The following is a 13,843-nucleotide window of genomic DNA, read 5'->3' on the forward strand; positions in this document are numbered from 1 at the left end:
GAGTAGGCGCAGCGCGTCCTGTGAGCACTCGGTGATCGAGTAGCGCGCAGCGCGTATCGAGATCCGTGCAGGGGCTCCGCCGAAGGGCGGGGCCCCTCCCGCGTTCCCGCTCAGAACCCGGTCGGGAGCACGTCGAAGCCGCGTTCGCCGATAGGGACGGCATCCGTCACCATAGCCGTCTCGACCTGCGCGCCCGGCGGACCCTGTGCCATCCACGCGATCACTTCGTCGACCTGATCCTGAGTGCCCTCGATCTCGGCCTCGACGCTGCCGTCGTGCAGGTTGCGCACCCAGCCCGCGACCCCGACCTTCCGGGCGACCATCCGCATCGTGTAGCGGTAGCCGACGCCCTGCACCATGCCGTGCACCATCACGTGGACGCGCCTCATCGCTCCATCGTGCCGTGCGAGGGCTGGGAAGGCCAGAAGCCGGGTGTCAGGAATCATTGGGGGAGCACGAGACTCGTGCCGATCCCGATCATCACGACCGCGATCACCGCGTCGAGGATCCGCCACGCGCGCGGCGTGCTGAGCCAGCCACTGAGGTAGCGCGCGCCGCCGGCGAGGCCGAAGAACCAGATCACGCTCGCGGCAATCGCCCCCGCGGCGAACACCCAGCGCGCATCGCCGTGCGTGTTGGCGACCGTTCCGAGCAGGAAGACCGTGTCCAGGTACACGTGCGGGTTCAGCCACGTCAGCGCGAGGCAGGTGAGCACGACCGGCAAGGCCTTGGTGCGGGCCCGCACGGCTGCGCCTGAGGCAGGGGAATCGCTCGCAGTGGGGTCTGCGGCGGCGGATCCCTCCGCCTCGAGCGTGTGCCCGGACGGCCGCCAGGCGCGCCGCGCGGCGAGGAGCCCATACCCCACGAGGAAAACAGCGCCCGCCCACCGCACCACGTCGATCAGCCAGGGAACCGTGTTCAGCACGAACCCGACCCCCGAGACGCCGAGCGCGATGAGCACCGCGTCCGAGATCGCGCAGATCGCTGCGACCAGGACCACGTGCTCGCGGCGCAGGCCCTGGCGCAGCACGAAGAGGTTCTGCGCGCCGATCGCGATGATCAGCGAGAAACCGAGGCCGAGCCCGGCGAGCAGGGGGGAGAGCATGTCTCGACGCTATGCGTCGAGGGTGGTTGAGTCCAACTGATGATTCTTCAGATGCATTAGTCTCGCTAATGATGCGCATCTCTTTCGAACTGGCCGAGACCGTTGCCGCCGTCGTCGACGAAGGCACGCTGGATGCCGCCGCCCGCCGACTGCACATCACTCCGTCTGCGGTCAGCCAGCGCGTCAAGACGCTCGAGGAGCAGCTCGGTCGCGTCGTGCTCGTACGGTCCAAGCCCGCTCGGCTCACCGAAGCGGGCACGGCGGTCGTGCGGATGGCCCGCCAGATCGCGCTGCTCGAGCACGACACGCTCGTCGAGCTGGGTGATGAGAGCGGTGACGCCTCGCGCACCACGGTGCCGCTCGCAGTGAACGCCGACTCGCTCGCCACCTGGTTCCTCGAGCCTCTCGGGCGGCTCGCGGAGCGGCATCCGGTCGTGTTCGAACTGCACCGCGACGACCAGGACTTCACCGCCTCGCTGCTCGAATCGGGCGCGGTGATGGGCGCCGTCACGTCGCGCTCCACGCCCGTCGCCGGCTGCCGCGTCAGCACGCTCGGGGCGATGCGCTACGAGGCGGTGGCCACGCCCGCGTTCGCGAAGCGCTGGCTGCCCGATTCGTCCTCGCCGTCCACGCTGGCCCAGGCGCCCCTCGTAGACTTCGACCGCCGCGACGACCTGCAGACCCGGTGGCTCCGCGCGTGCGGGATCGACGAGACACTGCCGTCTCGGCACTATGTGCCGGCGTCCAACGACTTCGCCACGGCGGTCCGGCATGGCCTCGGCTGGGCACTGCTGCCCACCTTCCAGTCGCACGACGCGCTGCATGCCGGAGACCTCGTGAGGCTGGGCGGTCCACCGATCGACGTGCCCCTGTACTGGCAGCAGTGGAACCTGCGCTCGCCGCTGCTGGACGCGATCGCGGAGGAGATCGTGGCCGACGGGCGGCACCTGCTCAGTCCCCTTCCCCGGCCGGAGGCGTGACCGGCCTCAGTCGTCGCTGACGCGCAGCACGATCTTTCCGCGCGTGTGGCCTCGTTCGAGTTCGGCGTGCGCGGCGGCGGCATCATTCAGGTCGAAGACCCGGTCGATGTACACCTGCACCGCGCCGGAATCGAGGAGGCGACCCACGGTGGCCAGCGTGCCGCCATCGGGGATGACCTTGTAGCCGGTCGGGCGCACGCCCGCGTCGGCCGCCGCGTCGGCATAGCCCGGCCACGACCCGGTCGGCACCAGGATGTACAGCCCACCCGGGCGGATGATCTTCAGCGAGCGCTCGCCGGTCCTCTCGTGGACGTTGCCGACGAGGTCGATCACGACGTCGACGTCGGCGATGACGTCCTCGAACCGGGTCGAGGTGTGGTCGATCACGACCGACGCACCGAGTTCCCGCAGCCACGAAGCGTTACGGGTCGAGCCGGTCGCCGTCACATGAGCACCGAAGTATGCCGCGAACTGCACGGCGAAGTGGCCCACGCCGCCGCTGCCGGCATGGATCAGCATCCGCTGTCCTTCGTGGGCATGGGCGGTCTCGACGACCAGGCCCCACGCGGTCAGTGCGGCCAGCGGAACCCCCGCGGCCTCGACATGGGAGAGTGACGAGGGCTTGCGTGCGACCGACTGCGACGGCACCACGGCGTACTCGGCATAGCTGCCGCCGGAGCGGGGGAACGGGACCATGCCGAACACCGGCGTACCCGGTGGCAGCGGGTGCGACTCGTACGGCGAGCGCACCACGATGCCGCTGAAGTCGAAGCCGAGCGCCGCCGGGTACGCCGCGATCGCACTGGAGACGCCGGTGCCGCCGCGCGTCTTCGCGTCGATCGGGTTGATGCCCGCTGCCACGACTCGCACGAGGAGTTCGCTGAGGATCGGCGTGGGCACGGCCACGGTCGCTTCGTGAAGCGCTTCGGGGCCCCCGGTCGCCTCGATCACGGCGGCGCGCATCGTCTCAGGCGGGTCCGCGACCGCGACGCGGGTCGAGTCGGGAGTGGATGCGGGTCGCAGCGGCCGGAATCTCATGGATCGCTCCTTCCGGGTGCATGTCGGCTTCGGCAGCACTCGTTTGCTGGTGGACACAGTCAACCCTGACTATGTCTCGCCCGTGTTACGCGGGTGCTACCAGTCGACTAAGCCCTACCGGGCGTTTCGTGTGACCCACCGGATCGTTCATCCGGCCGTCAGGGGGTCTCGCCGGCAGTGAGCGCATGCAGCAGTCGCGTGAGGTCGCGGATCTCGGCGACCGACCACTCTTCGAGGGTGTTGAACAGGACGCTCTCCTGAGGTGCCCGGGCATCGGCGAGTCGCTCGAGACCCTTGACGGTCGGCGAGAGCAGGCTGGAGCGGCCGTCGGCCGGATCGGGGGTGCGGGTGATCAGACCGAGATCTTCGAGCTCTCGCACCGTGCGACTGATCTGGCCCTTGTCGGCCATGAGTGATTCGGCCAGGCTCGAGAGCGTGACGCTCTCGCGGCGCACGATCGTCGTGAAGACCTTATATGCCCCGGGGAGCATCCCCGGGCTGACCCGCTGCGCATTGTCGGCGAGCATGCGGTGCATGCGGCTGATCAGTTCTCCGAACTCGGCCTCGAGGGCGCGCGCCGCATCGGTGCGCGCCTCTCGGGTTTCGCCATTCGCCACGGTGGAGACTACCGATTGGTGCCGCGAGAGTCCGAGGATCCGGCGTCGCGGGAGGCGGCATCCTGGGTCCGCACCGAGCCGGTCGCGGCCAGGACGTCCATGCCCTGCGAGACCGACACCGTGGCGAAGTCGGCTTCGGCCGCCTGCAGACGCTCGCCGGTGGTCATGCGGGTCAGCGGCTTGTTCGGCAGGAACACGATCGCGATCAGGCTGATCACCGCGAACGGCACGGCGATCAGGAAGGAGTGCGAGATGCCCTGGGCGTAGATGTCCTCGAAGATGATCCGCAGCGACTCGGGCATCGCCGAGACCTGGGGGAGCGTGCCCGAAGCGAGCGTGTCCGCCCACTTCTGCGCGTCGGCGCCCAGTCCCATGATGGCCGTCGTGATGTCGTCCTTGCCCGCCGTCACCAGGTCGGTGACGCGGGCAGCCAGGGCCGCGCCCATGACCGAGACGCCGATCGTGCCGCCGAGGCTGCGGAAGAACGTGACTCCCGAGCTGGCGACGCCGATCTTCGTGGGCTCCGCCGTGTTCTGCACGATGAGCACCAGATTCTGCATCGTCATGCCGACGCCGGCGCCGAGCAGGAACATGTACAGCGAGACGAGCGCGAAGTTCGTGTCGTACTGGAGCGTCGAGAGCAGATACGAACCCGCGATCAGGAGCACCCCGCCGACGATGAGGAACGGCTTCCACCGGCCGAACTTCGTGATCAGGGCACCGACGCCGATCGAGGAGAGAAGGAGTCCGGCGATCATCGGGATGGTCATCAGGCCCGCCTGGGTGGGGGTCGCGCCACGCGCCAGCTGCATGAACTGGGAGAGGAACACCGAAGCGCCGAACATCGCGATGCCCGTGGCGACCGAGGCGATCACAGCGAGGGTGAAGGTCGGATTGCGGAACATCGTGAGCGGGATCAGCGGCTCCTTCGAGCGCATCTCCACGATGATGAACAGGATGGTCGCGAGGACCGCGCCGCCGACCATCAAGAGCGTCGTGGTGCTCAGCCACTCGAAACTGTCACCGGCCAGGCTCACCCAGATCAGCAGCAGCGACACCGCGACCGACAGCAGGACGATGCCCACGTAGTCGATGCTCACCTTGCGCTTGGCGTGAGCGGGGACGCGCAGAGTGAGCTGGATGATGATGAGCGCGGCGATCGCGAAGGGCAGCGCGACGTAGAAGTTCCAGCGCCACCCGAGCGTGTCGGTGATGACGCCGCCCAGGAGCGGGCCGCCGACCGTGGCGACAGCCATGACGGCGCCGAACAGACCCATGTAGCGGCCGCGTTCGCGGGGGCTGATGATGTCGGCCATGAGCACCTGGCTGAGGGCGGCGATTCCGCCGGCGCCGATGCCCTGCACGGCACGGAACGCGATGAGGGTCGTCGTGTCCTGCGAGAAGCCCGCTGCGGCGGTGGCGAGCACGAAGATGACGATCGCGATCTGGAACAGCAGCTTGCGGTTGAACAGGTCGGCGAGCTTTCCCCAGATCGGCGTCGAGATCGCCGTGGTCAGCAGTGTGGCGGTGATGACCCAGGTGAACGCGGTCTGGTTGCCGTCGAGGTCGTGGATGATGACGGGAAGCGAGGTCGAGACGACGGTCGAAGCGAGCATCGAGACGAACATGGCCAGGAGCAGGCCGGAGAGCGCTTCGAGCACCTGGCGGTGCGTCATCTTGGGCTTCGTGAGCTCCTCGGAAGCGGAGGAAGGAGTGGACATGGAGATCCTCTTCGGGAGAATGCGGACGGTCGGCGGCGACGACGGCGGCGCGAGAAAGTTGATCCAAGTCAACTGTTGAGTTGAGTCAACTATATTGTCAATGCTTGACGTCTGTCAACTATTCCCGAGGAGGGTCAGTCGGCCAGGGCGAGTGCGCGGAAGGGCTCGCGCGAGACCGGAGGGTGCGGCATCCGCGTCTCTTGTTCCCCAGGCAGGCGCGAGAGCATGGTGCGGCGGTGCAGCTCGTCGATCAGCGAGGTCGCCAGGCGCACGAGCTTGCCGATCTCGACCTCATCGCGGTCGATCCAGGCGCAGCGCGGCTCGTCGGCGATGGGCACGAATGCGTCGTGCTCCTCCCAAGCCACGAGGGTGCGCTCGGCGCCCAGGACGTGCTGCTGCCACCAGACCTGCCGCAGATACGACCGGGGGATGCTGCGCCACGACTTGTTCGTCGTCTTGATCTCGCAGAGGATGACCCGGCCCGAGCCGTCGACGACCACGCCGTCGGGCGTGGCCAGGTGGCGCTTTTCGACCTCGGCGTGGAAGAGGGCGCTCGAGGGGAGGATGCCGTGAGTAGCCGCGACCCAGCGCGCGATCTCGGGCTCCCGGACCCGACCGTGCGCGGTATAGGCGTTGCCCGAGAAGCCGGAGCCCATGAGCTTCGCGTCGGCGGCCTTCCCGATCGCATTCACCGAGGTGAGGCCCGCGACATCGGTCGCGGTGATCCCGCGGGAGCGTGCCCGCGTCCAGGCGACCCGGTCGCGGGAGTCCGCGACCACCCGTGCCGCGAGCCCCGGGTGCAGCGCGGCGAGTTCGGGGGTCACGTCTTCGAGGCTATCCCCGCCCGGGGACTTCTCCGTTCGCGACACCCGGGCTGCTCCTCGCATCGAGTGCACTGCCTCTCACCGAGCGCACGACTTCAGCCGCGAGGCGATGCCGTGCGCTCGGTGAGAAGTCGTGCACTGAGCGAGCAGGCTTCTCCCCAGCGTCCGCGCGCGCTGCGTTGTGCACCCATCCGCCCGACGACGGAATCGGGGTGCACCGACCAGGCGAGGGTGGACGGCATGCCCCGCACGATGTCGGTCTCCGAACTCAGTCCGCTGGTCTGTTCCCGCAGCAAGCTGCTCTCGACGGGATGGACGGACCGATCCATCGACGCGGCGGTGCGCATCGGGGAGCTTCTGACCGTCCGACGAGGCCCCTTCATGTGAGTGCACGACCTCGCTGCAGCCGGAAGTCGTGCGCTCGGGAAGAAGTCGTGCGCTCGGGAAGAAGTCGTGCGCTCGGGAAGAAGTCGTGCACTCGGGTGGCCATCCTCGGCCTGGGCGTCGATTTGGCGGGATGGACGGCGGAACGTAGACTTGTCGGCAGCCGAAGACCGCTGGTCATCGACGTGCACGCAAGTGCATGAAGATCGAAGCTCTGCACTGCAGGGGCCCGCGCAGGTGTACGACACGAATCTCCTCCGAGAATCCAGCTCCGTGCGCTTGCGCCGGAGCTTCTTCATTTCGTCGAGTAGAGATCCGATGAGCGGATGCCGTCGGTCGGCGCACCGCCATCGTGGAGCGTCTCGTATACACAAGGAGTGGCCATGGCGCAGAAGGATGCATCGGTCGCCGAACTCACGAGGAACTTCGAGGGTTCGACCGCCGTTCTGCTGACCGAGTACCGCGGTCTGACGGTTGCAGAGCTCAAAGAGCTCCGCAACAGCATTCGTCAGGACGCGGAATACGCCGTGGTGAAGAACACGCTGACAAAGATCGCCGCCAACAACGCGGGGATCTCGTCGCTGGACGAGGATCTCAAGGGCCCCTCGGCCATCGCTTTCGTGCACGGTGACCCGGTCACCGTCGCGAAGGGTCTGCGCGCCTTCGCCAAGGCACACCCTCTTCTGGTGATCAAGGGCGGGTACTTCGACGGTGCCCCCCTGACCGCAGACGAGGTCAACAAGCTCGCTGACCTTGAGAGCCGTGAAGTCCTGCTGGCGAAGCTCGCCGGCGCGATGAAGGCCTCGCTGTTCGGCGCCGCATATCTGTTCAACGCACCGCTGTCGAAGGCTGTTCGCACGGTCGACGCGCTGCGGGAGAAGCAGGAGTCCGCCGCCTGATCAGGGCGCGGCAACATCACCCGGTTGTCGAGTAGGCCGCGAAGCGGCCGTCTCGACACAAGCAAGGAGAAATCATGGCAAAGCTCACCACCGACGAGCTGCTCGACGCGTTCAAAGAGCTCACGCTCATCGAGCTGTCGGAGTTCGTCAAGAAGTTCGAGGAGACCTTCGAGGTCACCGCCGCCGCTCCCGTCGCCGTTGCCGGCCCGGCTGCTGCCGGCGCGGCGCCCGCCGAAGAGGTCGAGGAGCAGACGGCGTTCGACGTCGTGCTCGAGGCCGCCGGCGAAAAGAAGATCCAGGTCATCAAGGTCGTTCGTGAGCTCACCGCTCTCGGCCTCGGAGAGGCCAAGGCCGTCGTCGACGGCGCTCCCAAGGCTGTGCTCGAGGGCGCGACCAAGGAGGCCGCTGACAAGGCGAAGGCTGCTCTCGAAGAGGCCGGCGCGACCGTTACCCTCAAGTAGTCACGAGCCCGCAGGGCGCGACGACTGAGTCACACGAACGCCCCGGATGCTGCATCCGGGGCGTTCGTCATTTCTGGGCGCTCAGAGGTTGCCGTGCTGACGGCCGTCGATCGCGACGGCCGAGCGCTGCGGATCGAGCGCGGCGGTGGAGTTGCGCACCACCAGCTGAGCCCGCATCCGCACCGCTTTGGGTGGCTCGCTGGGATCGTCCAGATGGTTCATGAGCATTTCGACGGCCATGCGTCCCTGCTCGCGCGGCGACTGGCGCAGCGTGGTGAGGGAGAACATGCCGGCGAACTCGTGGTCATCGATGCCGATCACGCTGAGGTCGCTGGGGACCTGAACGCCGAGCCGTCGCGCCGCGATGATCGCCCCGATCGCGACCTCGTCGCAGGTCGCGACGATCGCGGTCGGTCGCGCGCGGGCGTCGCCGAGCGCGTCGACGGCGGATGCATAGCCGCCCGGCAGCGTCACGACCGAGACGATGTGCGACACGTGATCGGACAGGCCCGCGGCGATCATCGCGCCCAGGTAGCCGTCCAGACGGCGGCGATCCACCTGCGCCCAGTGCGTCATGCCGCCGCCAAGGAATGCGATGTCGCGATGGCCGAGCGCGATGAGATGCTCCGTCGCGCGGCGTGCGGCGTAATCGTCATCGACCTCCACGACCGTCGTGGCCTCGCTCGAGCCGACGACGCTGACGACGGGACGGCCGATGGTGATGAGCCGGTCGATCTCGTCGTGGTCCGGTTCCAGCCCGACCGCGATCAGTCCGTCGAACCGCTTGCGCGCCAGGAAATCCTCGAAGATGCGGGTGCGCCCGCTGGTGCCGGGCTTCGCGTCGTAGAGGGTGAGGTCCAGGCCCCGTTCCAACAGCGCCTGCTGGATGCCCTCGAGCACCTCGGCGAAGAACCACCGGTTCACATACGGCATGACCACGCCGATGTTCTGGGTGCGCCCGGTGACCAGGCTCGCCGCATTCGTGGACGGAACATAGCCGAGCGACTCCGCGACCGCGGTCACGCGCGCCCTCGTCTTCTCGGAGACGTAGCCGGAGCCGCTCAGCGCCCTGCTGGCGGTGGACTTGGACACGCCCGCGAGGCGTGCCACATCCGAGATTCCGCTCATCGAGGCTCCTTCGCATCCGCTGGCAGCGTCCTCATGTCGCTCAAGAACGCGACGGAGCACCGCGGGATCATGGAAACGATTCCACATCGAATGTCCACGCGCCACGGTACGCAGTGAAGAGCCTATCCCTGAGCCCCGACTGGAAGAATGGGTTCTTCGCGGGGGTTACGGAGTTGTAACAATGCGCGATTGCGCGCCGCTCGCGTCGTCTCTACGGTGAATATGGAATCGGTTCCCGATAATGCACGTGCGGGGACTTCGATGCGCGTCCTGCGCATGGCACTCAACGAGGAGACAGAAATGAATGGACTGCGTTCACCCGCGCGTCGTCGCACAACGATTGCGATCGGCATCGCGGCGATCGCCACGCTGGCACTGGCCGGCTGCGCGGAGGGCGGCGGTGATTCGGGTGATTCCGGATCGGTCGAGGGCGAAACCGTCAGCATCTCCGGTGGCATCACGGGTACCGAAGCCGACGCCTTGCAGGCATCGTTCGACGCGTTCACCGAGGACACCGGCATCATCGTCGAATACACCGGCGACAAGGGCTTCGAGGGCAACATCGTCACGAAGGTGCAGGGTGGCAATGCCCCCGACATCGCGATCGTTCCGCAGCCGGGTCTGCTCAAGACGCTGGTCGAGACCGGTGAGGTCAAGGAGGCGCCCGAAGGCGTCGTGACGAACGTCGACGCGAACTGGTCTCCGGATTGGAAGTCCTACGGCACGTTCGACGACGTGTTCTACGCGGCGCCGATGCTCGCGAATATCAAGGGCTACGTCTGGTATTCGCCCACGAAGTTCGAGGAGTGGGGCGTCGAGGTTCCGAAGACGTGGGACGAGTTGCTCACTCTGACCGCGACGATCGAGGAGAAGAGCGGTGGCCCGGCATGGTGTGCCGGCTTCGAGTCCGGCGACGCGTCGGGCTGGCCCGGTACGGACTGGATCGAGGACCTCGTGCTGCGCAACTCCGGTCCCGAGGTCTACGACCAGTGGGTCGCGGGTGAGGTGAAGTTCACCGACCCTGAGATCAAGGAAGCGTTCGACGCCGTCGGCGAGATCCTCCTGGACCCTGCCGCTGTCAACGCCGGTTTCGGCGACGTCAAGAGCATCAACTCGACCGCGTTCGCGAACGTCGCGGCTCCGGTGGCGAACGGGACCTGCCCGATGACCCACCAGGCCTCGTTCCTGTCGTCGAACTTCCTCGACGTGGAGACGGCTGACGGCAACGTGCCGACGGTCGCTTCCGATGGCGACGTCTACGCCTTCGTGCTCCCGGGCTACGAAGAGGGTTCGGCGACGATCGAGGTCGGCGGCGAGTTCGTCACCGCGTTCTCCGACGACGCGGCCACGGTGGCGGTGCTCGAGTACATGTCCACCCCGGAGTTCGCTGACGCTCGCGTCAGCCAGGGCGGCGTCATCTCGGCCAACCTGAACGCCGACCCGAGCCTCGCCTCGAGCGAGTTCCTCACCGAGGCGATGACCCTGTTGCAGGACCCGAACACCACGGTCCGCTTCGACGCATCAGACCTGATGCCGTCGACCGTCGGCGCCGGTTCGTTCTGGAAGGGCATGGTCAGCTGGATCGACGGCAAGGACACCGAGACCGTTCTGAGCGACATCCAGGCCGGGTACGAGAACTAGCAGGTCATGGGGCGGCTGCAGCGGGGTCACCATCACGGTGGCCCCGTTGCAGCCTGACGAAACACCCCCGGTCCGCGGGACGCGCATCGGGTTCTAGGCATCCAAGGGTCCAATGACGGGCTCGGAAAGGGATCCATGTCTGAGGCAAGAGTGGAGACCAGGCGGAAGACAGCTCCGGACAAGTCGGATCTCGACGCCGTCGCACGCCAGGAGCGCGAGGCGAAGAAGAGCAGGGCCACGATGGCCGTCGTGGCAGTCGGCTTCATCGTCATCGTGGCGCTGTTCATCTTCATGGTCACGCGGCCACCCGCGGAGGATCCGAAACCCGTATCGCTCGGGTTCTCCCTCAACAGCTTCTTCCAGTGGCTGGGCGACCTCGGGCCGATCGTGCAGATCCCGATCGTGCTCATCGCGTTCGGGGCGGTCGTCGGCATCATCCTGCTGCTGATCGAATACGCGCCTCGATCCGGGCGCGGCTACCTGGTCCTCCGTGTGGCGGCGTGCTTCATCATCCCCGTGCTCGCCTTCATGCTGTTGCGTCCCTACCAGGGCGCGGTGATCTACGTGGTCCTGATCGCGGTCATTCTGGGAGGTCTGCTGTTCTATGCGGACCTGCGGGCCCGCCAAGGCGCCGGATACCTCTTCCAGCTCATCATCTTCAGCGCTCCGGCGACGATCCTGCTCTTGATCGGCCTGATCTACCCGGCGATCGCGACGATCTGGCAGTCGTTCTTCGACAAGACGGGCGAGAGCTTCGTCGCACTCGAGAACTACATCTGGGTCTTCACGAACCCCGAGGGGTTCTGGTCGGTCGTCAACACGATCATCTGGGTGCTCATCGCTCCCACGTTCGCGACGGCCATCGGCCTCGCCTACGCGGTTTTCATCGACCGGGCTCGCGGCGAGAGGGTGCTGAAGGTGCTGATCTTCATGCCGTTCGCCATCTCGTTCGTCGGCGCCGGCATCATCTGGAAGCTGATGTACGACTACCGCCAGGGCGAGCAGATCGGTCTGTTCAACGCGGTCGTAGTCGCCTTCGGGGGCGAGCCGGTCTCCTGGCTCGCGGTCGAGCCGCTTTTCAACACTCTCTGCCTGCTCGTCGTCTTCATCTGGAGTCAGACGGGACTGGCGATGGTGATCCTGTCGGCCGCCGTGAAGGCGGTGCCCATCGAACAGATGGAGGCGGCCGAGCTCGACGGGACCAACGCGTGGCAGCGATTCGTCAACGTCACGCTTCCCGGCATCCGGTCCTCCATCATCGTCGTCCTCACCACCGTCGCCATCGGCGCGCTCAAGATCTACGACGTCGTCGCGGTGATGACCGGCGGGCGAGCGAACTCGACGGTGCTCGCATTCGAGATGGTCAACCAGCAGCAGCGGTTCCAGAGCTATGGCCATTCGGCCGCATTGGCGGTGGTGCTGTTCTTGTTCGTCGTGCCGCTCATCGTCTTCAACGTGATTCAGATCAGGAAGCAGAGGGAGATCCGATGACCATCGAGGTTATCGAGCCGGTCGCCGACCCGCGCACCGCTCGCCAGCTTGCCCGCGACACCGCCAGGCACGAGAAGATGGCGCAGAAGCGTCTCACCTCGCGTGGTGCCACCATCGCGGCGATCTTGATCGCGTTCTTCTGGACGATTCCGACGTTCGGACTGCTCGTCACATCGTTCCGCCCGCCGGCACAGACCCAGACCACGGGTTGGTGGACGGTCTTCACGAATCCGGAGTTCACGCTCGGCAACTACTCCGCCGCGCTGACGTCGGGGGGAACGACGCTGACGCTCGGGGAGTCGTTCCTCAACTCCCTGGCGATCACGATTCCCGTCGTGGCGTTCTCGCTGGCCGTCGCGTCCCTGCTGGCATACGCCTTCGCCTGGATCGACTTCCGGTTCAAGAACACGCTGTTCGTCGCGGTGTTCGCCCTGCAGATCGTTCCGTTGCAGATGGCTCTCGTTCCGCTTCTGAGCCTCTTCTCGCGGGGCCTCACGATCAACGGCGTGTCGATCTTCCCGGGCCTGGAGCTGAGAGACATCGACCACAGCTTCGCAACCGTGTGGATCGCGCACACGATCTTCTCGCTGCCGCTCGCGGTGTTCCTGCTGCACAACTTCATCTCGGAGATCCCGAGTGAGGTCATCGAAGCGGCGCGCGTCGATGGGGCCGGGCACGGACAGATCTTCTTCCGGATGATCCTGCCGCTCGCCGCACCCGCACTGGCGTCGTTCGCGGTGCTGGAATTCATCTGGGTGTGGAACGACCTGCTCGTTGCGACGATATTCGCTCCATCGTCGTCACTGCCGATGACGCAATCTCTGGCATCCCTGTCGGGAACCTGGGGCAATCAGTGGTTCCTGCAATCGGCGGGCACGTTCCTGTCGATTCTGGTGCCGCTGATCGTGTTCTTCGCACTGCAGCGGTTCTTCGTCCGAGGACTGCTGGCCGGCGCCACGAAAGGCTGATCGCAGAGCGGTCGCGCCGCATAGGGTGTGATCCATGGATGCCGTGACCGATGTCGACGCACTGTCCAGGCCCGTCGACCCCGTCGTGGGACTCACCCTCGCGCAGGTCGCCGAGCGCGTGGCCGCGGGACGGACGAATGCCTTCACGGCGGACATCGGCCGCAGTGTCTGGAACATCGTCAGCGCCAACGTGTTCACGCTCTTCAACGCGATCGTGGGCGGCTGCTTCCTCGTGCTGCTGCTGCTCGGACGCTGGCAGGACGCGCTGTTCGGTCTGGCGGCTTTCGCGAACGCGATCATCGGCTGCGTCCAGGAGTTCCGGGCGAAGGCGAAGCTCGACCGCCTGGCGCTGCTGAACGCACCACGTGCGCGCGTGCGCCGGGACGGCGAGGCGCTCGAGATCGCCCCGGCCGATGTCGTGCTCGATGACATGCTCATCCTGCGCGCCGGCGACCAGGTGCCCGCGGATGCCGTCGTCGTAGGCGGCCGGGCGTTGCAGATCGACGAATCCATGCTCACCGGCGAGTCCGCCGGTCACCCGTTCACTGTAGCGATGCGGACGCGAGGCGCAGGCGAACTTGTCAGA

General features: G+C 66.7%; 13 protein-coding genes and 1 pseudogene. 7 read left to right on the forward strand and 7 right to left on the reverse strand.

Annotated features, from left to right (window positions below; translation table 11 throughout):
- Positions 1-110: 110 nt before the first annotated feature.
- Both QZV84_RS01355 and QZV84_RS01360 read right to left on the reverse strand, forming a co-directional pair.
- Positions 111-389: an acylphosphatase gene (locus QZV84_RS01355; RefSeq protein WP_292824193.1), complete on the reverse strand. Its 279-nt coding sequence runs from the start codon at positions 387-389 to the stop codon at positions 111-113.
- Between the two features lie 53 nt (positions 390-442).
- On the reverse strand, positions 443-1,105 hold the full coding sequence (locus QZV84_RS01360) for a LysE/ArgO family amino acid transporter (RefSeq protein ID WP_292824196.1): 663 nt from the start codon (positions 1,103-1,105) through the stop codon (positions 443-445).
- 71 nt (positions 1,106-1,176) lie between these two features.
- Between QZV84_RS01360 and QZV84_RS01365 the strand changes: the two genes are divergently transcribed.
- Positions 1,177-2,085, forward strand: coding sequence for a LysR family transcriptional regulator ArgP (locus tag QZV84_RS01365; RefSeq protein WP_292824222.1), 909 nt, complete (start codon positions 1,177-1,179; stop codon positions 2,083-2,085).
- A 6-nt stretch (positions 2,086-2,091) separates the two neighbouring features.
- On the opposite strand, the gene QZV84_RS01370 is transcribed toward QZV84_RS01365, so the two are convergent.
- The 4 genes from QZV84_RS01370 to QZV84_RS01385 form a co-directional block, all read right to left on the reverse strand.
- Complete coding sequence (locus tag QZV84_RS01370; RefSeq protein WP_292824199.1) at positions 2,092-3,123, reverse strand: NADP-dependent oxidoreductase; 1,032 nt, start codon at positions 3,121-3,123, stop codon at positions 2,092-2,094.
- 158 nt (positions 3,124-3,281) lie between these two features.
- Positions 3,282-3,740 (reverse strand): MarR family transcriptional regulator, encoded by a 459-nt coding sequence (locus tag QZV84_RS01375; RefSeq protein ID WP_292824202.1) that lies wholly within the window; start codon positions 3,738-3,740, stop codon positions 3,282-3,284.
- Between the two features lie 8 nt (positions 3,741-3,748).
- The gene (locus QZV84_RS01380) at positions 3,749-5,461 is read right to left on the reverse strand and encodes an MDR family MFS transporter (RefSeq protein ID WP_292824205.1); all 1,713 of its coding nucleotides are present in this window, start codon (positions 5,459-5,461) and stop codon (positions 3,749-3,751) included.
- 134 nt (positions 5,462-5,595) lie between these two features.
- A complete protein-coding gene (locus QZV84_RS01385) occupies positions 5,596-6,264 on the reverse strand; it encodes a YqaJ viral recombinase family protein (protein WP_292824224.1) in 669 nt (222 codons plus the stop codon).
- A gap of 788 nt (positions 6,265-7,052) precedes the next feature.
- Between QZV84_RS01385 and rplJ the strand changes: the two genes are divergently transcribed.
- Positions 7,053-7,568, forward strand: a complete 516-nt coding sequence (gene rplJ, locus QZV84_RS01390; protein ID WP_292824208.1) for a 50S ribosomal protein L10 — start codon at positions 7,053-7,055, stop codon at positions 7,566-7,568.
- A gap of 74 nt (positions 7,569-7,642) precedes the next feature.
- Entirely contained in the window at positions 7,643-8,029 is a 387-nt protein-coding gene (gene rplL, locus QZV84_RS01395; RefSeq protein WP_292824211.1) for a 50S ribosomal protein L7/L12, read from the forward strand.
- An 81-nt stretch (positions 8,030-8,110) separates the two neighbouring features.
- Here the strand turns inward: rplL and QZV84_RS01400 are convergent, their stop codons facing one another.
- The gene (locus QZV84_RS01400; RefSeq protein ID WP_292824214.1) at positions 8,111-9,157 is read right to left on the reverse strand and encodes a LacI family DNA-binding transcriptional regulator; all 1,047 of its coding nucleotides are present in this window, start codon (positions 9,155-9,157) and stop codon (positions 8,111-8,113) included.
- Positions 9,158-9,457: 300 nt separating this feature from the next.
- Between QZV84_RS01400 and QZV84_RS01405 the strand changes: the two genes are divergently transcribed.
- From QZV84_RS01405 to QZV84_RS01420, 4 genes and pseudogenes are all read left to right on the forward strand, one after another.
- The gene (locus QZV84_RS01405) at positions 9,458-10,798 is read left to right on the forward strand and encodes an extracellular solute-binding protein (RefSeq protein ID WP_292824216.1); all 1,341 of its coding nucleotides are present in this window, start codon (positions 9,458-9,460) and stop codon (positions 10,796-10,798) included.
- Positions 10,799-11,089: 291 nt separating this feature from the next.
- The gene (locus tag QZV84_RS01410) at positions 11,090-12,289 is read left to right on the forward strand and encodes a sugar ABC transporter permease (protein ID WP_292824227.1); all 1,200 of its coding nucleotides are present in this window, start codon (positions 11,090-11,092) and stop codon (positions 12,287-12,289) included.
- A complete protein-coding gene (locus QZV84_RS01415) occupies positions 12,286-13,257 on the forward strand; it encodes a carbohydrate ABC transporter permease (RefSeq protein ID WP_292824219.1) in 972 nt (323 codons plus the stop codon). The genes QZV84_RS01410 and QZV84_RS01415 overlap by 4 nt, the downstream gene beginning before the upstream one ends.
- Positions 13,258-13,291: 34 nt before the next feature.
- Positions 13,292-13,843: pseudogene (locus QZV84_RS01420) on the forward strand (hypothetical protein); the annotation flags it as partial.

Source organism: Microbacterium sp., from assembly GCF_011620715.1.
In the GTDB taxonomy this organism is placed as follows: Bacteria; Actinomycetota; Actinomycetes; order Actinomycetales; family Microbacteriaceae; genus Microbacterium.